This is a genomic window from Streptosporangium brasiliense, assembly GCF_030811595.1.
Classification (GTDB): Bacteria; Actinomycetota; Actinomycetes; order Streptosporangiales; family Streptosporangiaceae; genus Streptosporangium; species Streptosporangium brasiliense.
Window position 1 is genome coordinate 3,317,275 of record NZ_JAUSRB010000002.1, and the last position, 19,851, is coordinate 3,337,125.

At 71.5% G+C, this 19,851-nt stretch carries 21 protein-coding genes; 16 read left to right on the forward strand and 5 right to left on the reverse strand.

The window, feature by feature from the left end; translation table 11 throughout:
- The 7 genes from rpmF to ftsY all read left to right on the forward strand — a co-directional run bounded on the left by rpmF (position 1) and on the right by ftsY (position 8,271).
- Positions 1-180: a 50S ribosomal protein L32 gene (gene rpmF, locus J2S55_RS23935; RefSeq protein ID WP_012894381.1), complete on the forward strand. Its 180-nt coding sequence runs from the start codon at positions 1-3 to the stop codon at positions 178-180.
- Positions 181-437: 257 nt separating this feature from the next.
- Positions 438-1,121: a ribonuclease III gene (gene rnc / locus J2S55_RS23940; protein ID WP_306875551.1), complete on the forward strand. Its 684-nt coding sequence runs from the start codon at positions 438-440 to the stop codon at positions 1,119-1,121.
- Positions 1,122-1,140: 19 nt separating this feature from the next.
- On the forward strand, positions 1,141-2,010 hold the full coding sequence (gene mutM, locus J2S55_RS23945) for a bifunctional DNA-formamidopyrimidine glycosylase/DNA-(apurinic or apyrimidinic site) lyase (protein ID WP_306865080.1): 870 nt from the start codon (positions 1,141-1,143) through the stop codon (positions 2,008-2,010).
- A complete protein-coding gene (locus J2S55_RS23950; protein ID WP_306865083.1) occupies positions 2,007-2,282 on the forward strand; it encodes an acylphosphatase in 276 nt (91 codons plus the stop codon). Before mutM ends, J2S55_RS23950 begins: the two co-directional genes overlap by 4 nt.
- Before the next feature lie 188 nt (positions 2,283-2,470).
- Positions 2,471-2,665 (forward strand): hypothetical protein, encoded by a 195-nt coding sequence (locus tag J2S55_RS23955; protein ID WP_012894377.1) that lies wholly within the window; start codon positions 2,471-2,473, stop codon positions 2,663-2,665.
- A 692-nt stretch (positions 2,666-3,357) separates the two neighbouring features.
- Complete coding sequence (smc, locus tag J2S55_RS23960; RefSeq protein ID WP_306865088.1) at positions 3,358-7,041, forward strand: chromosome segregation protein SMC; 3,684 nt, start codon at positions 3,358-3,360, stop codon at positions 7,039-7,041.
- A 108-nt stretch (positions 7,042-7,149) separates the two neighbouring features.
- Positions 7,150-8,271, forward strand: coding sequence for a signal recognition particle-docking protein FtsY (gene ftsY, locus J2S55_RS23965; RefSeq protein ID WP_370879795.1), 1,122 nt, complete (start codon positions 7,150-7,152; stop codon positions 8,269-8,271).
- Between the two features lie 199 nt (positions 8,272-8,470).
- On the opposite strand, the gene J2S55_RS23970 is transcribed toward ftsY, so the two are convergent.
- Genes J2S55_RS23970 through J2S55_RS23980 form a run of 3 tightly spaced genes read right to left on the reverse strand, consistent with a single transcriptional unit; the run spans position 8,471 to position 11,399 of the window.
- Positions 8,471-9,253: an ABC transporter ATP-binding protein gene (locus tag J2S55_RS23970; RefSeq protein WP_306865093.1), complete on the reverse strand. Its 783-nt coding sequence runs from the start codon at positions 9,251-9,253 to the stop codon at positions 8,471-8,473.
- Positions 9,250-10,350: a FecCD family ABC transporter permease gene (locus tag J2S55_RS23975; protein WP_306865095.1), complete on the reverse strand. Its 1,101-nt coding sequence runs from the start codon at positions 10,348-10,350 to the stop codon at positions 9,250-9,252. Before J2S55_RS23975 ends, J2S55_RS23970 begins: the two co-directional genes overlap by 4 nt.
- Positions 10,347-11,399 carry a FecCD family ABC transporter permease gene (locus tag J2S55_RS23980; protein WP_306865097.1) on the reverse strand — a complete coding sequence of 351 codons (1,053 nt, stop codon included), beginning with the start codon at positions 11,397-11,399 and terminating at the stop codon, positions 10,347-10,349. Before J2S55_RS23980 ends, J2S55_RS23975 begins: the two co-directional genes overlap by 4 nt.
- Positions 11,400-11,497: 98 nt before the next feature.
- On the opposite strand from J2S55_RS23980, the gene J2S55_RS23985 reads away from it, so the two are divergent.
- The 3 genes from J2S55_RS23985 to J2S55_RS23995 all read left to right on the forward strand — a co-directional run bounded on the left by J2S55_RS23985 (position 11,498) and on the right by J2S55_RS23995 (position 14,063).
- Positions 11,498-12,502 (forward strand): ABC transporter substrate-binding protein, encoded by a 1,005-nt coding sequence (locus tag J2S55_RS23985; RefSeq protein WP_306865099.1) that lies wholly within the window; start codon positions 11,498-11,500, stop codon positions 12,500-12,502.
- Between the two features lie 262 nt (positions 12,503-12,764).
- Positions 12,765-13,151 (forward strand): hypothetical protein, encoded by a 387-nt coding sequence (locus tag J2S55_RS23990; protein ID WP_306865101.1) that lies wholly within the window; start codon positions 12,765-12,767, stop codon positions 13,149-13,151.
- 12 nt (positions 13,152-13,163) lie between these two features.
- On the forward strand, positions 13,164-14,063 hold the full coding sequence (locus tag J2S55_RS23995) for a hypothetical protein (RefSeq protein ID WP_306865103.1): 900 nt from the start codon (positions 13,164-13,166) through the stop codon (positions 14,061-14,063).
- Positions 14,064-14,172: 109 nt separating this feature from the next.
- Here the strand turns inward: J2S55_RS23995 and J2S55_RS24000 are convergent, their stop codons facing one another.
- Complete coding sequence (locus tag J2S55_RS24000; RefSeq protein WP_306865106.1) at positions 14,173-14,628, reverse strand: YbaB/EbfC family nucleoid-associated protein; 456 nt, start codon at positions 14,626-14,628, stop codon at positions 14,173-14,175.
- Positions 14,629-14,730: 102 nt separating this feature from the next.
- Complete coding sequence (locus J2S55_RS24005) at positions 14,731-15,807, reverse strand: PLP-dependent cysteine synthase family protein (protein WP_306865109.1); 1,077 nt, start codon at positions 15,805-15,807, stop codon at positions 14,731-14,733.
- Positions 15,808-16,085: 278 nt separating this feature from the next.
- Between J2S55_RS24005 and J2S55_RS24010 the strand changes: the two genes are divergently transcribed.
- The 6 genes from J2S55_RS24010 (at position 16,086) to J2S55_RS24035 (ending at position 19,837) form a co-directional block, all read left to right on the forward strand.
- Positions 16,086-16,673, forward strand: coding sequence for a sigma-70 family RNA polymerase sigma factor (locus tag J2S55_RS24010; RefSeq protein WP_043657805.1), 588 nt, complete (start codon positions 16,086-16,088; stop codon positions 16,671-16,673).
- 202 nt (positions 16,674-16,875) lie between these two features.
- Positions 16,876-17,181 (forward strand): hypothetical protein, encoded by a 306-nt coding sequence (locus J2S55_RS24015; protein WP_306865112.1) that lies wholly within the window; start codon positions 16,876-16,878, stop codon positions 17,179-17,181.
- Positions 17,182-17,207: 26 nt separating this feature from the next.
- Entirely contained in the window at positions 17,208-18,053 is an 846-nt protein-coding gene (locus J2S55_RS24020; protein WP_306865115.1) for a polysaccharide deacetylase family protein, read from the forward strand.
- 37 nt (positions 18,054-18,090) lie between these two features.
- On the forward strand, positions 18,091-18,726 hold the full coding sequence (locus tag J2S55_RS24025) for a DUF2461 domain-containing protein (protein WP_306865117.1): 636 nt from the start codon (positions 18,091-18,093) through the stop codon (positions 18,724-18,726).
- A 125-nt stretch (positions 18,727-18,851) separates the two neighbouring features.
- Complete coding sequence (locus J2S55_RS24030; protein WP_306865118.1) at positions 18,852-19,373, forward strand: RNA polymerase sigma factor; 522 nt, start codon at positions 18,852-18,854, stop codon at positions 19,371-19,373.
- Positions 19,370-19,837, forward strand: coding sequence for a hypothetical protein (locus J2S55_RS24035; RefSeq protein WP_306865123.1), 468 nt, complete (start codon positions 19,370-19,372; stop codon positions 19,835-19,837). The genes J2S55_RS24030 and J2S55_RS24035 overlap by 4 nt, the downstream gene beginning before the upstream one ends.
- Positions 19,838-19,851 lie beyond the last annotated feature (14 nt).

Genomic DNA, 19,851 nt, shown 5'->3' on the forward strand with positions numbered 1-19,851 from the left:
GTGGCTGTCCCCAAGCGCAAGATGTCGCGGAGCAACACTCGCTCCCGCAGGTCGCAGTGGAAGGCCGCCGCGGTCTCGCTCGTGAGCTGCCCCCAGTGCCGCTCGCCGAAGCGTCCGCACGTGGCGTGCCCGACCTGCGGCACTTACAACCGCCGTCAGGTGATCGAGCCCTCCGCCTGATCGCATGCTGACCGACGGACGCCGGCCGGGCCCTCCGGCCCGGCCGGCGTAACCGTCAGCACACCAATGCGATGGCGGTCCGCCCGCGGCTGTGGTGGACGCCGGGGTCCGCGATGACGCGTACCCTCCCGGCGCCCACCACGTCTTCGGGCATCTCTCGTCCCCCTTCGCCATCGCGCATTCGAACGAGAAACGTGCGAGGAGAAGACGTGGGTACGAGCGTTAAGCCAGTTGCCGTCGAGTCCGTCAGGGACGAGCTGGAGCGGGTCCTCTCGGTCCGGCTGGACGTCGCGATCCTGGAGCGGGCGATGACGCACCGCTCCTACGCCTACGAGAACGGCGGCCTGCCCACCAACGAGCGCCTGGAGTTCCTCGGCGACTCGGTGCTGGGCCTGGTGGTCACCGACACCCTCTACCGCAACCACCCGGACCTGCCCGAGGGGCAGCTCGCCAAGCTCAGGGCCGCGGTGGTCAACATGCGCGCCCTGGCCGACGTGGCCCGCACGCTGGGCCTGGGCCGGTTCCTGCGGCTGGGCCGGGGCGAGGAGGGCACCGGGGGCCGTGACAAGTCCTCGATCCTCGCCGACACCCTTGAGGCGCTCATCGGCTCGGTCTACGTCAACAGGGGGCTGGACGAGGCGTTCCGCGTGGTCCACCTGCTCTTCGACCCCCTCATCACCCGCTCGGCCTCGCTGGGCGCCGGACTCGACTGGAAGACCTCGCTCCAGGAGCTCACCGCCTCCGAGTCGCTCGGCGTGCCCGAATACCACGTCGAGGAGAGCGGCCCCGACCACGCCAAGTCCTTCACCGCCGTCGTCCGCCTCGGTGGCGAGGAGTACGGCTCCGGCTCCGGCCGGTCGAAGAAGGAGGCCGAGCAGCAGGCCGCGGAGGCGGCCTGGAACCGGATCCGCCAGGACCGGGACAAGCGCGAAGCCAGCTGAGCCGTTCAAGGAGGGGCGCATGCCCGAGCTGCCCGAGGTCGAGGTCGTCCGGCGAGGTCTGGAGCGCTGGGTGTCCGGGCGGGTGGTCGCCCACGCCGAGGTGCTGCACCCGCGGGCGATCCGGCGGCACATCCCCGGCGCCGAGGAGTTCTCCGCCCGTCTGAAGGGCCGCGTGATAGGCCCGGCCGAGCGCCGGGGCAAATACCTCTGGCTCCCCCTGGACGGCGGCTCCGAGGCGATCCTGGCGCATCTGGGGATGAGCGGCCAGCTGCTGGTGGTGGAGCCCGGCGCGGCCCTGGAGAAGCACCTGCGCGTCCGGATCGGTTTCACCGACGGCGGTCCCGACCTGCGCTTCGTCGACCAGCGGACCTTCGGCCACGTGCTGGTGACCGCGCTGGCCCAGGCCGGCGGCCGTCCGGTGCCGGAGCCGATCACGCACATCGCGGCCGACCCGTTCGAGGAGCACTTCGACGAGGAGCTGTTCGGCCGCCGGCTGCGCGCCAGGCAGACCGAGATCAAGCGGGCGCTCCTGGACCAGTCGCTGATCAGCGGCGTCGGCAACATCTACGCCGACGAGGCGCTCTGGCGGGCCCGGCTGCACGGTGCCCGGCCCACCGGGGCGCTGACCCGGCCCAAGATCGCCGAGCTGCTGGGCGCCGCCCGCGAGGTGATGGCCGCGGCGCTGTCGGAGGGCGGCACATCCTTCGACAGTCTCTACGTGAATGTCAATGGCGAGAGCGGTTACTTCGACCGCTCGCTCGCGGTGTACGGCAGGCGGGACGAGCCCTGCCGGAGATGCGGCACCCCGATCATCAGGGAGTCGTTCATGAACCGCTCCTCCTACAGCTGCCCCCGCTGCCAGCCCCGTCCGAGAAAGGCCCGGTCATGACGGAGGTCCGGTTGACCGCCTGGGCCCGGGGGCGGGTGCAGGGCGTGGGTTTCCGCTGGTGGACGCGGGCGCGGGCGCTGGAGCTCGGCCTGGTCGGCTGGGCGCGGAACACCGCCGACGGGCGGGTGGAGGTCGTGGCGGAGGGTCCGGAGGACTCCTGCGTCAGGCTGCTGGAACTGCTCCGCGGCGGCGACACGCCGGGCCGCGTCGACGGGGTCGTCGAGCGCTGGAGCGAGGCGAAGGGAGGATCCACCGGTTTTGTGGAGCGCTAACCGTTCCTTTAGCTCCCCAAAATGGGGTATATTTTACCGTCGGGAGTGCCCACAGGTGCATCCGAGCGGAGCGTTCAACTTGACCGTCTCCCTCACCAGTGCGACTCTTGATAAGAACCACGCGCACCCCTCCCGCGGCAAGAAGTGCGCGAACCAGTCTGGTCACTCAGCGTGGAGGACCCTTAACCATGGCGAAGGCTCTACTCGGCCACGTCGGCGGTCCTGACCCTCGTATGGTCTCGGAAATGCGCCGTCTCCAGCAGCGCATCCGTGATCTCGAGGCAGAGCTCACCCGGCTCCAGGCCCAGAACGACGAACTCGCGGCCAGCACCCGTGATGAGGCGTTCACCCGCCTGCAGGATCGTGAGCCGGCCCTCACCTAAGGGGCCGGGACGAACACACTGTCCAGGGACGCCTCTCCGGGGCGTCCCTTGTCATATCCGTCGTCACCCGGGAGCCGTCACCCACGGACTCCCACGCGGTGCGAGGAGAGAGCGGACCGCCCCGGGAGCCTCCGGCGGCGGTAGGCCGCGTACCCAGCCACCCGCCAGGGATCTCACCTTCGGCGGCGGCCGACCCATACCCGCAGGCGCCCGCCGGGGATCCCGCCTCCGGTAGCGGTCCGTCATGCTCGCAGCCACCCGCCGGGGATCTTGCCTTCGGCGGCGGCCCGTCATGCCCGCAGGCGCCCGTAGGCGTCCTCACTTTGGCGGCCGCCCCTGCCCGTGGCCACCCGCCGGGGATCTCACCTTCGGCGGCGGTCCGTCATGCCCGCAGCCATCCGCCGGGGGCCTCCCCCTTGGCGGTCGGCCCATGCCCATGGCCACCCGTCGGGGATCGCCCGGCCGGTGGCGGACCGGGTCCATCCGTCCGTGCGGGGCACCACGCGCGGTGCGGGGCCGTGTGCGCGTGGGGAGCACAGGCGGTGTACAGGCGAGCGCGGGTGAAGAACGGTAGTCTTCCCAGGCGGGCGGACCGGCTGTGCGACGGGGGAGGATCCCGGCCGCCGGCGCCCGAGCCGTGACGCCCGACGCCGCGGCCGAGGTGAGCGCACCGGGGAATGGGGGGTTCCTGCATGTATCTGAAGACCCTCACCCTGCGCGGGTTCAAGTCCTTCGCCTCGGCCACCACCCTCCGTTTCGAGCCGGGCATCACCGCGGTCGTCGGCCCCAACGGGTCCGGCAAGTCCAACGTGGTCGACGCCCTGGCCTGGGTCATGGGCGAGCACAGCGCGAAGTCGCTGCGCGGCGGGAAGATGGAGGACGTCATCTTCGCCGGGACCTCCTCGCGGGCCCCGCTGGGCCGCGCCGAGGTCACCCTCACCATCGACAACACCGACGGCGCGCTGCCCATCGACTACACCGAGGTCACGATCAGCCGCCTGATGTTCCGGGCGGGGCAGAGCGAATACGCCATCAACGGTGACACCTGCCGCCTGCTCGACATCCAGGAGCTGCTGTCGGACTCGGGCATCGGCCGCGAGATGCACGTCATCGTCGGGCAGGGCCAGCTCGACCAGGTGCTGCACGCCGGCCCGGAGGACCGCCGGGCGTTCATCGAGGAGGCGGCGGGTGTCCTGAAGCACCGCAAGCGCAAGGAGAAGGCGCTGCGCAAGCTCGACGCGATGCAGGCCAACCTGACCCGCGTCCAGGACCTCGCCACCGAGCTGCGCCGCCAGCTCAAGCCGCTGGGCCGCCAGGCCGAGATCGCCCGTAAGGCCGCCGTCATCCAGGCCGACCTCCGCGACGCCCGGCTCCGGCTGCTCGCCGACGACGTGCTCACCCTGCGGACCACGCTGGAGCGGGAGACGGCCGACGAGGCCGCCGTCCTCGCCCGCCGTACGGCGGTGGAGGCCGAGCTGGAGCAGGGCCAGTTCGCCGAGACCGAGCTGGAGGCCGCCGAGGCCGAGGCCCAGCCGCGCCTGGCCGCCGCGCAGGAGACCTACTTCCGCCTCTCCTCGCTCCGCGAGCGCCTCAGGGGCCTGGCGGGGCTCGCCGCCGAGCGGCACCGCCACGCCACCGACACCGCCGTGGAACGGCGTGGACGTGACCCGGAGGACTTCGAGCGCGAGGCCGAGGAGGTCCGGGAGCAGGAGCGGGTCCTCGCCGAGCTGCTCGCCGAGGAGCAGGAGACCCTCGCCAGGGCCGTGGCCGAGCGCGCCGAGACCGAGGGCGCGCTCGCGGCCGAGGAGCGGCGGTTGGCCGCCGCGGCCAGGGCGGCCGCCGACCGGCGCGAGGGGCTGGCCAGGCTCCGGGGCCAGGTCGGTGCCGCGCGCAGCCGGGCCGGGGCCGCCGAGGAGGAGATCGGCCGGCTGGCGCGCTCCCTGGAGGAGGCCGAGCAGCGCGCCGGGCGCGCCCAGGCCGAGCACGACAGCCAGGAGCAGGCCGACCCGGCAGCCGACCCCGCCCTCACCGAGGAGCTGGAGATCGCCCTGGAGACCGTCGACCAGGCCAGGCAGGCCGTCGACCAGGCCAGGGCCGTGGTGGAGGAGGCGAAGTCGGCCGTCGCGGGCCCGGACGCCGGCCTCGGTGCGGCCAGGGCGGCCCTGACCACGGCGCGCCGCGCCGACCAGGAGGCGCAGCGCCAGGTCGCCGCGCTGGAGGCCAGGTTCGAGGCGCTGGAGTTGAGCCTGGCCAGGGGCGCCGACGGCGGTGCGGCGCTGCTCGCGGCCGACCTGGCGGGGGTGCTCGGCCCGGTGGCCGCCATGCTGGCCGTCCGGCCGGGCGCCGAGGTGGCCGTCGCCACCGTTCTGGGCGCGGCCGCCGAGGCCGTCGCCGTGGAGTCCCTGCAGAGCGCGGCCGACGCCATCGACTTCCTGCGGAGCGCGGGCGGCGGCCAGGCGTCCCTGGTCATCGCCGCGGACGGGGCGCAGAGCCCGGCGGGCCCCGTGCCGGTGGCCGGCGCCGAATGGGCGGTCGACCTGGTCACCGTCCCGCCGGAGCTGCGGGCCGCCGCCGCCCACCTGCTGGGGGGCGTGCTCGTCGTCGAAGATCTGGCGACCGCCAGGAAGGCGGTCGACCAGCGGCCGGAGCTGCGGGCCGTCACCCGTTCCGGTGACCTCCTGGGCGCCTACGCGGCCCGGGGCGGCTCGGCCGGCGGCACCTCGGCCCTCCAGGTGCGGGCCGCGCTCGACGAGGCCGTCGCCGACCTGTCCACGGCCAGGGTGGCCGCCGAGCAGGCGGCGACGGCGCTGGAGGAGGCCGCCGAGGCGGAGGGGGAGGCGCAGCTCGCGGTCGAGGCCGCCCAGGCGGGCGTGGCCGAGGCGCAGACGGGCGTGCAGACCGCGCAGGCCGGGGTCAACGCGGCGCAGGCCGCCCTGGACCAGCTCCGGGCCCGGCAGCGCGACGCCGACCAGCAGGCCGCCGCCGCGGCCAGGCGGCTGGCCCAGCTCGGCGCGGCGGCGCAGGCCGCCAGGGACGAGTGCGAGCGGCTGGCCGGGGGCGTGCGGGCGGCGCGGGAGGCACGCGACCAGGACGCGGCCGGGCTGGCCGAGCTTGAGGAGCGGCTCGCCGCCGCCGAGGCCGCCGAGGGGCTGGAGACCGAGCCCGGCACCGAGATCCGTGACGAGCTCGCCGAGGTCTGCGCGGCGGCCCGGCAGGCCGAGATGGAGGCCCGCCTGGCCGTACGGACGGCAGAGGAGCGGGTCAGGGGCCTGGAGGGCAGGGCCGACGGCCTGATGCGCGCGGCCGAGCGGGAGCGCGAGGAGCGCTCCAGGGCCGCCGTCCTGCGGGAGCGGCGGCGCAGGCAGGCGCAGGTGGCCCAGGCGGTGGTCCGGGGGGCCGAGCTGACGCTGCGGTCGCTGGAGGCCTCACTGGCCGGCGCCGCGGCCGAGCGGGACGAGGCCGAGCAGGCGCGCGGGCAGATCGACGCCTCGCTCAAGTCCGTCCGGCTCCGGGTCCGCGAGCTGTCCGGGGAGCTGGACAAGCTGGTCAACCGGGCGCACGGCAGCGAGGTGGCCAGGACCGAGCAGCGGATGCGCCTTGAGCAGTTGGAGGCGCGGGCGGTGGAGGAGTTCGGCGTCGAGGCCCACACGCTCGTCGCCGAATACGGCCCGGACGAGCCGGTCCCCACGGTGGACGGCGATCCGGTGCCCTACGTCCGGGAGGAGCAGCAGAAGCGGGCCAAGGCGGCCGACCGGCAGATGGCCCAGCTCGGCAAGGTCAACCCGCTCGCGCTGGAGGAGTTCGCGGCGCTGGAGGAGCGGCACGCCTTCCTCAGCTCGCAGCTGGAGGACCTGAAGAAGACCCGGCGCGATCTGCTGCTCGTGGTCAAGGAGGTGGACGACCGGGTCGAGCAGGTCTTCACCGCCGCCTACCACGATGTGGCCCGCGAGTTCGAGACGATCTTCACGCGGGTGTTCCCCGGCGGCGAGGGCAGGCTGCTGCTCACCGATCCGGAGAACATGCTGACCACCGGCGTCGAGGTCGAGGCCCGGCCGCCGGGCAAGAAGGTCAAGCGGCTGTCGCTGCTGTCCGGCGGCGAGCGGTCGCTGACCGCCGTCGCCTTCCTCGTCTCCATCTTCAAGGCGCGGCCCTCGCCGTTCTACGTGATGGACGAGGTGGAGGCCGCGCTGGACGACACCAACACCCAGCGCCTGCTGACCCTGTTCGAAGAACTGCGACAGACGTCACAGATCATCATCATCACCCACCAGAAGCGCACGATGGAGATCGCCGACGCCCTGTACGGCGTGTCGATGCGGGGCGACGGCGTCACCCAGGTCATCAGTCAGCGGCTGAGAGAACACGAGTCCGTCTGACCCCCAGGGGGTCGGAGCATCCCGGGCCGTCTGGAAAACTGTGGTCTTGTGGAACCCTTCGGCATAATCGCGATCGTTGTCGTCATCGCCCTACTGGCGGCAGGCGGCATGTTGCTGCTGTTCAAGCGGCCTGGGGGCAAGGTGGCTCCGCCCGCCGAGCCGCCGCAGGTGCTGCCGATCCCCAAGGAGGGGGAGCAGGCGCCCCCCAGGGGAGCCACCGATGACGACGCGGCGACCACCACTCTCCCGCCCCCGCCGGTCAAGCCGGCCGAGCCCGTGGTCACCGGCCCGGTCATCGAGATCCCGCCGCCGTCCGCGGGCCGGATGGTACGGCTGCGCGCCAGGCTGGCCCGCTCGCAGAGCACCCTCGGCAAGGGGCTCCTGGAGCTGCTCTCCCGCGACCGTCTCGACGACGACACGTGGGACGAGATCGAGGAGACCCTGATCACCGCCGACGTCGGCGTCGCGCCCACCCGGGCGATGGTCGAGGAGCTGCGCACCCGCGTGAAGGTGCTGGGCAGCCGGACGCCGCAGGAGGTGCGCGCCCTGCTCAAGGAGGAGCTGCTCACCCAGCTCGGCGTCGATCTGGACCGCACCCTGCACGTCAGGGCGCACGGCGAGCGCCCGGCAGTGGTGCTCGTGGTCGGTGTCAACGGCACCGGCAAGACCACCACCACCGGCAAGCTGGCCCGCTCCCTGATCGGTGACGGCAACAAGGTCGTGCTCGGCGCGGCCGACACCTTCCGCGCCGCCGCCGCCGACCAGCTCCAGACCTGGGGAGACCGGGTCGGGGCCGAGGTCGTGCGCGGCCCGGAGGGCGGCGACCCCGCCTCGATCGCCTTCGACGCCGTGGCCAAGGGCATCGAGGACAAGGTCGACGTGGTGATCGTGGACACCGCCGGGCGGCTGCACACCAAGACCGGCCTGATGGACGAGCTCGGCAAGGTCAAGCGCGTCATCGAGAAGAAGGCCACGGTGGACGAGGTCCTGCTCGTCCTCGACGCCACCACCGGCCAGAACGGCATGCGCCAGGCCCGGGTGTTCGCCGAGGTCGTGGACGTCACCGGCATCGCCCTGACCAAGCTCGACGGCACCGCCAAGGGCGGCATCATCATCTCCGTCCAGCGTGAGCTGGGCGTCCCGGTCAAGCTCGTCGGCCTCGGTGAGGGCCCCGACGACCTGGCCCCGTTCGACGCCGAGGTCTTCGTCGACACGCTCCTCGGAGACTGATCACCACCGCGCGGAGGGCGCCCCCGTGTCGCGGGGGCGCCCTCCGCGCGTCCGCCCGTGGGGCTCCCTCGCGGGCGGCTCCGGCGCCGTACGTTCTGCGGACGTCTCCGGCGCCGTACGCCGGTCAACGCCATACGCCGGTCAACGCCGCACGCCGGTCAACGCCGTAAGTCGGTACTCGGTGAACGCCGTGCGCCGGTCAGTGCCGCACGCCGACCGGGACGACCAGCGGGGTCCCGGCCACCGGATCCTCGATCACTTTGGCGTCCAGGTCGAAGACCTCCGCGAGGAGGGGCTCGGTGAGGACCTCGTGCGGCGGCCCGGCGGCGACGACCCTGCCCCCGCGCATGGCGACCAGGCGGTCGGCGTAGCGGGCGGCGAGGTTGAGGTCGTGCAGGACCATCACCACGGTGCGGCCGAGCTCGCGGTGGAGCCTGCGGACCAGCTCCAGGACCTCGACCTGGTGGGCCAGGTCGAGGAAGGTCGTCGGCTCGTCGAGCAGGAGCAGGTCGGTGCCCTGGGCCAGGGCCATCGAGATCCACGCGCGCTGGCGCTGCCCGCCGGACAGCTCGTCCAGCGGGCGCTCCCCGAGGTCGAGCAGGCCGGTCATGGACAGCGCCTCGCTGACCGCCGACTCGTCGTCGGAGGACCACTGCCGGTACCACGTCTGGTGCGGGTGCCGCCCCCTGGCCACCAGGTCGGCCACCGTCAGCCCCTCCGGCGCGCTCGGAGCCTGCGGCAGCACGCCGAGGACCTTGGCGACCTCCTTGGTCGGCATCCTGTCGATGCGCTTGCCGTCCAGCAGCACCTCGCCGCCCGAGGGTCTGAGCAGCCGTCCGAGCGCGCGCAGCAGCGTTGACTTGCCACACCCGTTCGGCCCGATGATCGTGGTCACGGTCCCGGCTTCGATCCCGAGATCGAGGCCGTCGACGATGACGTGATCGCCGTACCCGAGCCTTACGTCGACGGCCTGCAGCCTCACGAGCGTCCCTCCTTGCGCACACGGATCAGGAGATAGATCAGATAGGGGGCGCCGAGGACCGCGGTGACCACGCCCACCGGCAGCTCGGCGGGGCTGAACAGGGTCCGCGCGATCAGGTCGGCCGCGGCGGTCAGGACGGCTCCGGCGAGGGCCGAGACGACCAGCGGCGGCTGGGCCACCCCGGCCAGGCGCAGCGCGATCTGCGGGGCGGCCAGGGCGACGAACGCGATGGGCCCGGCGGCGGCGGTGGCCACCGCGGCGAGCAGGACGGCGGCGAGGATCATCAGACCCCTGGCGAGGTTCATCCGGATGCCCAGACCGGTCACGGTGTCGTCGCCGAAGCGCAGCGCGCCGAGCGAGCGGGTGCCGACCAGGGTCGGCGGTATGAGCACGGCGAGCGCGATCGCGACCGGGAGCACGTGCTCCCAGCCCCTGCCGTTCAGCGAGCCGCTGATCCAGACCATGGCCCGGCTGCTGTCGGTGACGTCCCCGACGGTCAGCAGCCAGTATTTGACGTTGGTGAACACCGCCGAGACGCCGATGCCGACCAGCACCAGGCGGTAGCCGTCCAGCCCCTTGCGCCAGGCCAGCAGGTAGACCGTCAACGCCCCGACCAGGCCGCCGAGCAGGGCCATGAGGGGGATGCCCACCTCGGCCAGGGCGCCGCTGGCGCCGCCCGCGGTGCTCCCGGCGGCCACGATGATCGCGACGACGGTCACACTGGATCCGGTGGTGACGCCGAGGATGTCGGGGCTGGCCAGCGGGTTGCGGGCGATGGCCTGGGTGATCGCGCCGGCCAGGGCGAGCGCCGCGCCGACGAGGACGCCGGTCAGGGCTCGGGGGAGCCGGAGCTCCATCACGACGAAGTGGTCCGGGCCGTCGCCGGTGACCGCCTGGAAGACCTGCGGGACGCTCATCGGGATGTCGCCGATGCGCATGCCGAGCGCCATCAGCAGCACCGCGGCGGCCAGCAGGATCAGGGCCACGACGGCGGAGCGCAGGCGCAGCAGCCAGGACGCGGAGCCGATCCGCAGCGGCCGTTCGTGCGCGAGCCGTACCGGGCGCTCACGCGGCGGCCGGGTGGGGGAGGAGGTCACAGGCGGACCGGCTTTCTGCGGCGGACCAGGAAGACGAAGAACGGGGCGCCGATGAGGGCGAGCACGACGCCGACCTCCAGCTCGCCGGGGCGGGCGACCACCCGGCCGATCACGTCGGCGAAGAGCAGGGCGGCGGCGCCGATCAGCCCGGAGTACGGCAGCAGCCAGCGGTGGTCCGGCCCGGACAGCGGGCGGGCCAGGTGGGGGACCATCAGGCCGAGGAAGGCCAGCGCGCCGCAGGCCGCGACCGAGGCCCCGCTGAGCAGCGTGATGGCGGCCACGCCGACGATGCGGGTCAGGGTGACGTTCTGGCCGAGGGCGCGGGCGACGTCCTCGCCGAGGGAGAGGGCGTTGAGGCCGGGCGTGTTGACCATCGCCAGCAGCAGGCCGGTGGCGATGAACGGCAGCACCTGCCAGACGACGTCACCGCCCCGGCCCGCGATCGAGCCCGCCTGCCAGAAGCGGAAGACGTCCATGGCCTGCTCGTCCATCAGGACCAGGGCCGAGGTGAGGGCGTAGAGGAAGGCGCTGACCGCGGTGCCCGCCAGGGCCAGGGTCACCGGGGTGGGGCTGCCGCGGCCGCCGGCCATGCCGAGGGCGAAGACCCCCACGCTGGCGATCAGGGCCCCGGCCAGGCCGAACCAGATGTAGCCGTACAGGTTGGTGACGCCGAGCACCATGATGCTGAGCACCATCGCGAACGCCGCGCCCTGGGTGACGCCGAGCAGGCCGGGGTCGGCCAGCGGGTTGCGGGTGTGGCCCTGCATGAGCGCGCCCGCGATGCCGAGCGCGACCCCGGCCAGGACGCCGACGGCGGTCCGGGGGATGCGCAGCGAGCGGATGACGATGTCGTTCTCGGTGCCGGTCGGCCCGGTCAGCGCGTGCCACACGTCACCCAGCGGGACCGGCTTCGCGCCGATCGTGACGCTCAGCACGACCGTCACCGACAGGGCGCCGAACAGCCCGGCCAGCACGAGCAGGCGGTGCCGGTGGACCGCCCTGAGCCTTCCGGGCGACGGCGGCCGTGCGGCGGCTACCGCTGTGCTCACCTCTGCTCCTCTCATTTGCCGTACCCCGCATGAGTATGTCAGTTTTAGGTATGGCTAAGCTAAATTAGGTTGGCCTTACCTTGAAGGGAAGCTGTTCGATGAGAGCGTTGCGGGTCTTGACCGTGGGCGTGGCGGGAGCCGTACTCTCCCTTGGCCTCGCCGCCTGTGGATCGACCACCACCACGGCGGACGCCGGCCAGACGGCTCCGGCCCCGGCGGCGAGCGACGCGGCCGCCTTCCCCCGCACGGTCAAGCACGCCATGGGCGAGACCCAGATCGCGGCCCAGCCCAAGCGGGTGGTGGCCCTCGACCAGAGTTTCGTGGACGCGGTGCTGACCCTGGAGACCGACGTCGTCGGCTTCACCAGCTACCGGACGATCGACGAGAAGCTCCCTGACTATCTGGCCCCGGTGCTCGGCCACGCCAAGGAGGCCAAGTCGGTCGGCACCCTGGAGCAGCCGAGTCTGGAACAGATCATCGCGCTCAAGCCCGACTTGATCGTCTCGGCCAAGGTCCGGCACGAGGCACTCTACGACAAGCTCTCGAAGATCGCACCGACGGTGTTCAGCGAGACCACGGGCGCCATCTGGAAGGAGAACCTCAAGCTCATGGGTCAGGCCCTGGGCAAGGAGGACCTCGCCGAGCAGACGATCAAGACCTACCAGGACCGGGCCGCCAAGATCGGCGAGTCGATCAAGGCCAAGGACGGCGAGCTGCCCACCGTCTCCGTCGTCCGCTTCGCCGGTGAGCCGACCGTCCGCCTCTACGTGGAGAACTCCTACTCCGGCCTGGTGCTGAAGGACGTCGGCTTCCCCCGTCCCGAGGGCCAGCCGACCGCCACCGACACGATCGCCGTGAACATCAGCCAGGAGAACATCTCCCAGCTCGACGCCGACCACATCTTCGTCGCGGCCTACTCCGACCCGGCGGTCGAGCCGGTCAAGAAGAAGTTCGAGGCCAACCCGCTCTGGGGCAAGCTCAAGGGCACCAAGCACGACGTGGCCGACGTCACCTGGATGAGCGCCGTCGGCATCCAGGGCGCCCACGCCATCCTCGACGACCTCGCGGGGTTCTTCGAGGTCGACCCGGCCAAGGCCGCCTGACGCCTGTCCGGTCACCGGCCCGGCGCCCCCTCCCGTGGGGCGCCGGGCCTTTTCCGTCGCACCGTGAGCGGGGCGCCGACCCCCTTCCGCCGCACTGTGAGCGGGCGCCGATCCCCTTCCGCCGCACCACGATCTGTCCCTATTTGTGAGCTGTTCACCGAAGATCACCATTTGTTTGCCGTACCGTTGTTGATCCTGATTTACTCGTCCCCGGCACATCGTCACATCGTTCACATGCGTCGCATCGAGAGGCGGGGGCGGGATGGTCGAAGTCGATTCGAAGGCGCTGGAGAAGGCCGCCAAGGAGTTCGTCGACGCGCTGCTCCCCATCGCGGAGAGCATCAAGACCCTCGCCGACGGGACCCATCTGAGTCCGCTGGCGTGGGGCCCCATCGGGGCGGTCACGGTGGCCAACAACTACAACCCTGCCCAGGAATACCAGTCCAAGCAGGCCGACGGCTTCGTCAACTCCCTCAACGGCATCAAGGCCGGCCTGCTCAGCGTGGTGATCCACTACATGGAGGCCAACCTCGCCTCCGCGAAGCAGAGCGCCGAGACAGAGAAGATCATCGATCTTCAGGCGAGGCTGGAGACGAACAGGTCCTTCCTTGAGGAAGCGAAGAAGAAGAACCAGGGACTCACGGACTAGGCGGGGTATCGCATGCCAGGCGAAGAACTCGGGGTACTGGGCGGCGCGGAGCTCGCGACCATCGGCGGGATGCTGGCCCTGGGCCGGATCGCGCCGAACTGGGCGGCCACCATGAAGAAGATCGATCTGGCCGGGAAGCTGGCGGCGCCGGCCATCGGAGCGGCGGCCATCTGGGCGCTCGCCCAGCCCTGGGACGACGACGCGATCTCCAAGGCGTGGAACGACTGGCGTACGGTGAACCTCAAGGTCCTGCATCTCAGGACCAGGGAGTGGGACCAGAAGCTCGCCAAGATCCAGGCGGCCTGGCCCGAGGGCGCCGACCGCCGCGCCTTCGACAAGTTCATGCAGGTCGTCTACCACGAGGTCCAGCAGTTCGAGACCGCCGCCGGGCAGATGGCCGGCGCGGTGCAGAGCGCCCAGTCCAACGTCAACCGCATCGTCAACACCTGCGGTCTCTTCATCGACTCCCTGCTGGCCATCATGATCTCCTCGGAGATCATGCAGCTGTTTGGGTATCGGGTGGAGGCCGCGGGCGACGTGCTGATCGCCCGGGCCAACTCCATGCCCGCCGGCGACCCCGCCACCGCCGCCCTCAAGATGAGCGCGCTGATCAAGGGCGGCCAGGTCAAGGTGCGGGGGATGGGGATCCAGGCCAAGGCGACCGCCACGAAGCAGTCTTCCGCCCTGTTCCTCATGGGCGGAACGATCACCGCGGTCGTCGGCATCAGCGCGACCGTCCTGTTCAGCCTCGGCGACCTGATCGGACTGACGAGCGCCGACAACCAGTTCCCGCAGCCCCAGGTCAACCTCGACAGCGGCGGCCTGCCGGGCGACGCGAGCAAGACGGACTTCGACGACATCAAGCGCGGCAGCGTCCAGCGCTCCGGCGACGAGGGCTGGTCCTACGTCTGACCCGCCCGGGTCCGTCCGGCGCCCCGCCGATCCTGGGCGGGGCGCCGGGATCGGCCCCGGCGGACCGCACGGCCTGCCGTACGGTCCGCCGGATCACCGGCCTTGGTGATCACCGGCCCTCGTACTCGGAGCGGATCTTCTGGAGCTCGCGCAGCGCCTCGGCGATCTGCGGATCGGAGTCGATGCGGGGGGTCAGCCCCATGCGCGGCAACCGGTCCTGCACCGAGTGGTTGAAGCCCTCCAACTGGTTGGTCAGCGGCGCCATCACCTCGCTCAGGCGCTCGGTCGCCCGGGTCTGCGCCTTCGTGGCGGCCTCCATGATCGCGTCCGCCAGCGCCTCGGAGCCCAGGCGCATGGCCCGCGGGTCGATCTTCACGCCGATCAGCGAGCCCTCGGGACCGACCTCGACCCGGACCAGACCATCGGCGGCCTCTCCCTGCCCGTTCGCCTCGGAGAGTTCGTCGATCATCTTCTCGTACTGCTTGGAGAGCTTGCCGAAGCCCTCCAGCAGCCGGTCGACCTCAGGGTCGCCGCTCCGCCCGAAGTCACCGTAGGGCGTCGTCATATGCCCCTCCTCGCGAGTTCTTCAAGATCGATGCAAGTGGTGCTCACATTAGCGCCCAAACCTTAGCGCCAAAAGGAAATTCTGGTCGGGTGGGAGCGGAGGTCAGGGCTCGGTGAGGAAGGACCTCAGCCCCACCAGGTGGGGGTCGATGTCCAGGCCGTGCCCGGCGAGCCAGGCGTCGTTGTCGTAGGTGTCCCGGTAGCGCTCGCCGCCGTCGCAGATCAGGGTGACGACGCTGCCCCGCTCGCCCGCCTCGCGCATCTCCCGCAGGAGCTGTACGGCCGCCGCCACGTTGGTCCCGGTGGAGCCGCCGACGTCGCGGCCGGTGACCTCGCGGACCCAGCGCATGGCCGCGATGGAGAGGGCGTCGGGGACCTGGAGCATGCGGTCGATCACGGTGGGCATGAAGGACGGCTCCACCCGGGGGCGGCCGATGCCCTCGATGCGGGAGCCGGGAGCGGTGGCCGTGGCGTCGCCGGAGCACCAGGAGGAGTAGAACGCCGAACCCTCGGGGTCGACCACGGCCAGCCGGGTGGCGTAGCGCCGGTAGCGGATGTAACGGCCGATGGTGGAGGAGGTGCCGCCGGTGCCGGCGCCGACCACGATCCAGGTGGGCTCGGGGTGGGGCTCCATCTCCATCTGGTTGAAGATGCTCTCGGCGATGTTGTTGTTGCCGCGCCAGTCGGTGGCCCGCTCGGCATAGGTGAACTGGTCCATGAAGTGGCCGCCGGTCTCGACGGCCAGCCGGTGGGACTCCTCGTAGATCGTTCCAGGGTCGTCCACCAGGTGACATTTGCCACCGTAGAACTCGATCAGCGCGATCTTCTCGCGCGAGGTCGAGGCGGGCATCACCGCGATGAACGGCAGGCCGATGAGCCGGGCGAAGTACGCCTCGCTCACCGCGGTCGAGCCGCTGGAGGCCTCGACGACCGTGGTCCTGGGACCGATCCAGCCGTTGGCCAGGCCGTACAGGAAGAGAGAGCGCGCGAGCCGGTGTTTGAGCGAACCGGTCGGGTGGACCGACTCGTCTTTCAGGTAGAGGTTTACCCCCCACCGCGAGGGAAGCGGAAAGACGTGGAGATGGGTGTCGCAGCTTCTATGGGCGTCGGCCTCGACTCGGCGGATGGCCTCGGCCACCCAGGTCCGGGTCTCGGGGTCGTGTCGATCCACGTATTTCATAGGGCTAAAGGTATCGCTAGCTGCGGTTATGTGATGATAGACACATGTTCAGTCAAATTGAAGGAAGGATGTTACGATAATGAGACTTGTCCGGCTGTAGGGCGTGTCGCACCCGCCACTGGCACAGCCACTGATGAACCCCCTGAGCAGGCACGATCACTCTTAACGGCACCTTTACCACGTGCGTGCGAGCATGCCGTAAGCCGTGGGGGAAGGTGTCTCGCGCCTGCACCGGACGGTGAGTGGGGGAATAGCAAGAGGGGGATGACGTGATCACGATGACCGAAGAGCAGCGCCAGGACTGGTTCGAGCGCGACGTTGTACCGGTCACCAACCAGCTCTACGCGTCCGCGATGCGTTTGACCCGTAACTCCGCCGACGCCGAGGACCTGGTGCAGGAGACGGTGACCAAGGCGTTCACCTCCTACCACCAGTTCCGCGAGGGCACCAACCTCAAGGCGTGGCTGCACCGGATCCTCACCAACAACTTCATCAACGACTACCGCAAGAAGCAGCGCTCGCCCAAGCTCTCGGCCACCGAGGAGATCGAGGACTGGCAGCTCGCCGCCGCCGAGTCCCACATGTCCTCCGGGCTCAAGTCCGCCGAGACCGAGGCGCTGGAGCAGCTGCCCGACAGCGCGGTGATGAACGCCCTGCGCGCCCTGCCCGAGGACTTCCGGGTGGCCGTCTACCTGGCCGACGTGGAGGGCTTCGCCTACAAGGAGATCGCCGAGCGGATGGGCACCCCCATCGGCACGGTCATGTCGCGTCTGCACCGCGGCCGTCGCCAGCTCCGTACGATGCTCGAGGACTACGCCATCGAGGAGGGCGAGTTCCGGCTGCCCGCGCAGCGGCAGGCCGCGTAGGCCCCGCGGGGCGTCCCTCGGTGGTCACCACCGGGGGCCGGGGGTTCCAGACCAATAGCGGCGAACCACTGTCCGGCGACAGGACGGAACCGCATCATTACAGTATGTCGCTTTCGGTCTCCCGTCCCGCCCTGCCCGCCCCGCCGGACGACGGCCCCGCCCCCGACCGACCGCTCCCGCCGCCCGGTCCGGGAGGTGGCGGGTGAACGGGCCGCGCGAGGAGATAGCCCGGCTCCGCGCCGAGCTGGGGGACCTCGGTGTCACCGGCGTCCACGAGGTCGGGGACGACGGGATCCTGTCGGTCTGGATAGGGCTGGTCATCCGCTTCCGTGATGGTTTCTACCGCTGGCAGGAGGGGCCGGTGAAACGCCGTCACCTGGGCACCGATCCCGGCGGATGCGCCATCCGGGTGGCGCGTCGATACGCCGAACTACAGGCCGATGTCCCATCCTGGTGGGAGGACCTGGCCAGGATCCTGCGGGGGGACGCGGCCGAGGATTACCCGTAGCCCCGTATGGCCTCCTTGGGGGAAGCGTGCGGCTGTGGATCGTCCTGATCGCCCTGATGGCAGGGGTCGGGGGATGCGCCACGCCGGTCGCCGTGGTGAGGCCCGGGAGCGTGCCGGTGGCCGCCGCCGCCCCCGCCACCCCGCCCCCGCCGGTCGACCCCGGCGCCCTGGCCGCCAAACTGGCCGCGATCCAGCCGCAGTGGCCCAGGAGCAGGTATCCCGTCCCGCCCGGGAAGCGCCACATCGACTGCGGACGGATCAAGTGTGTGGCGCTGACCTATGACGACGGGCCGGGCGAACACACCGGGCAACTGCTCGACATCCTCGCCGGCCGCGGCGTCCGGGCGACCTTCTTCGTGATCGGCCGGATGGTGGCGGAGGGGGACGGCCCGCACAACCTCCGCCGGATGGTGACGGAGGGGCACGAGATAGGCAACCACACCTGGAGCCACGCGCAGCTCACCGCACTGTCGGAGGCCGGGATCAGGGGCGAGCTGAGCCGTACCCAGGGGGTCGTCCACCACGTGACCGGGCGCTGGATGACCCTCATGCGGCCGCCGTACGGGGCCACCGGAAAGCGCGTCGCCGCCGTGGCCCGGGACAGGGGACTCGCCCAGATCCTGTGGGACGTCGACACCAAGGACTGGCGCGACCGCGACAGCCTGATCGTCACGCGGAGGGCGAGCACCGCCCCGCCGGGCTCCGTCGTGCTCATGCACGACATCCACCCCACCACGATCGAAGCCGCCCCCCATGTGCTGGACCAGCTCGCCGCCCGGGGCTACACGTTCGTGACGGTCTCCGAGCTGTACGGCGGGAAACTCGCCCCCGGCGAGGAGTACGGCGAGGACAGGGAGCCCGTCAGGCGATGACGGGCCGATGTCGGTCGCGGATGGAAGTATGGGCACCATGAGTTTCAGCGGCTTCCCCGACGAGGCCTTCCTGTTCTACGAGGGTCTGGAGGCCGACAACTCCAAGACCTACTGGACGCGTCACAAGCAGCTCTACACAGACATGGTCAGGGCGCCCATGACCGCGCTGGGCGAGGAGCTGGCCGCCGAGTTCGGCCCGGTGCACCTGTTCCGTCCGCACCGCGACGTCCGCTTCGCCAAGGACAAGTCGCCCTACAAGACCCACCAGGGCGCCTATGCCGCCACCGCCGACGCCATCGGCTACTACGTCCAGATCGACGCCGCCGGGCTGCACGCCGGCGCGGGCCTCTACTCGGCGCAGGGCGGCCAGCTCGCCCGCTACCGTCAGGCGGTCGACGAGGAGCTCAGCGGCGTCCCGCTGGCGAAGATCGTGGACGAGCTCCGTGCGGCGGGCTACGAGATCGAGGGCGACCGGCTGAAGACCCGCCCTCGCGGTACCCCGGAGGGCCACCCCCGCCTCGACCTGCTCCGCCACAGATCCCTGCACGCCGGCCGCCGCTTCCCTCCCGAGCCGTGGGTCCACACCCCCGAGGTCCTCGACCGCGTCCGCGTGGTCTGGCGCGACCTCACCCCGCTCGTCGAGTGGCTCACCGCCCACCTCCCGGCGGACTAGCCTCCGCCCTCCACGGCCGGAGCCCGCGGGGCCGTGAGCCGGAGCCCGTGGGATCGTGAGGCGGAGCCCGTGGGGCCGTGAACCTGACGGGCCTGCTCCCCGACTGTGCCGGGTGAGGAGGCAAGGTGAGCGACGAACTACTGGTGGTCCGCTGTCAGCTCGGCGAGCGTGAGGCGTTCGCCGAGCTGGTCCGGGCCTGGCACGGCCCCGTGTGGACCTACGTCCGCCGCATGCTGGGCCCGGTGGAGGCCGACGACGTGAGCCAGGAGGTCTGGCTTGCCGTGGTCCGCGGGCTGCCCCGGCTCAAGGAGCCCGGCAGGTTCGCGCCGTGGCTGTTCACGATCGCCCGGCGCGCGGTGGCCAACAGGCTCCGCGAGGAGTACGCCAGGCCGGAGGTCGCGGCCGGGGACGGACCGGTGTCACCGGACGCGACCGTCGCGCTCGTGGACCGCGCCGAGCTGGTCGAGGGGCTGTCCGGGCTGCCGGCCCGCGAGCGGGAGATCCTCGTGCTGTTCTACCTGGAGGATCTCTCCGTGGAAGACTGCGCCGAGATCTGCGCCGTCCCCGTCGGCACCGTCAAGTCACGCCTCTCCCGTGCGCGGCGCATGCTGCGCGACCATCTGACGGAGAAGGGATACCGGCGATGAACCCCGATGACATGATCGGCAAACTGTCCCGGCCGCTTTCACTGCGCAGCCGGATCGGCGCCGTCGTGGCGCTGCTGGGCGGGCTGGTGGGGGCGGTGGGCGTGGGCCTGCTGTGGGCCACGGAGCCGGCGCTGCCGGGCCGCACGCACCTGGCCTTCGGGCTGCTCGTCGCACTCTGCCTGGCCTGGACGGGCTACGGGAGCTGGGCGCTGACCCGGAGGACACCACTGTTCGCCCTCGACCAGGTGATCGCCGGCTGGCTGTCGGTGGTGGCGACGGGGCTGCTGACGGCCGCCGCGGTCGCCGTCGCCGCGGTCCGCGGGACCTGGGTGGGCGTGACGGGTGTCGCCGTCGCGGTGACGATGACCGCCGTGGCCCTCGTCGTCCTGGTACGGGCCCGCGCCCGTCACGCCGCGCTGCTACGCCGCAGGCGTGAGCTCGAAGGCCGGGCCGGTCGGCCGTGAACGGGCCCGCCGCA

Coding starts and splice junctions, on each gene's coding strand:
- mutM (WP_306865080.1), top strand. CDS start 1,141: ATGCCCGAGCTGCCCGAGGTCGAGGTCGTCCGGCGAGGTCTGGAGCGC.
- J2S55_RS23950 (WP_306865083.1), top strand. CDS start 2,007: ATGACGGAGGTCCGGTTGACCGCCTGGGCCCGGGGGCGGGTGCAGGGC.
- J2S55_RS23955 (WP_012894377.1), top strand. CDS start 2,471: ATGGCGAAGGCTCTACTCGGCCACGTCGGCGGTCCTGACCCTCGTATG.
- smc (WP_306865088.1), top strand. CDS start 3,358: ATGTATCTGAAGACCCTCACCCTGCGCGGGTTCAAGTCCTTCGCCTCG.
- ftsY (WP_370879795.1), top strand. CDS start 7,150: ATGTTGCTGCTGTTCAAGCGGCCTGGGGGCAAGGTGGCTCCGCCCGCC.
- J2S55_RS23985 (WP_306865099.1), top strand. CDS start 11,498: ATGAGAGCGTTGCGGGTCTTGACCGTGGGCGTGGCGGGAGCCGTACTC.
- J2S55_RS23990 (WP_306865101.1), top strand. CDS start 12,765: ATGGTCGAAGTCGATTCGAAGGCGCTGGAGAAGGCCGCCAAGGAGTTC.
- J2S55_RS23995 (WP_306865103.1), top strand. CDS start 13,164: ATGCCAGGCGAAGAACTCGGGGTACTGGGCGGCGCGGAGCTCGCGACC.
- J2S55_RS24000 (WP_306865106.1), bottom strand. CDS start 14,628: ATGACGACGCCCTACGGTGACTTCGGGCGGAGCGGCGACCCTGAGGTC.
- J2S55_RS24005 (WP_306865109.1), bottom strand. CDS start 15,807: ATGAAATACGTGGATCGACACGACCCCGAGACCCGGACCTGGGTGGCC.
- J2S55_RS24010 (WP_043657805.1), top strand. CDS start 16,086: ATGACCGAAGAGCAGCGCCAGGACTGGTTCGAGCGCGACGTTGTACCG.
- J2S55_RS24025 (WP_306865117.1), top strand. CDS start 18,091: ATGAGTTTCAGCGGCTTCCCCGACGAGGCCTTCCTGTTCTACGAGGGT.
- J2S55_RS24035 (WP_306865123.1), top strand. CDS start 19,370: ATGAACCCCGATGACATGATCGGCAAACTGTCCCGGCCGCTTTCACTG.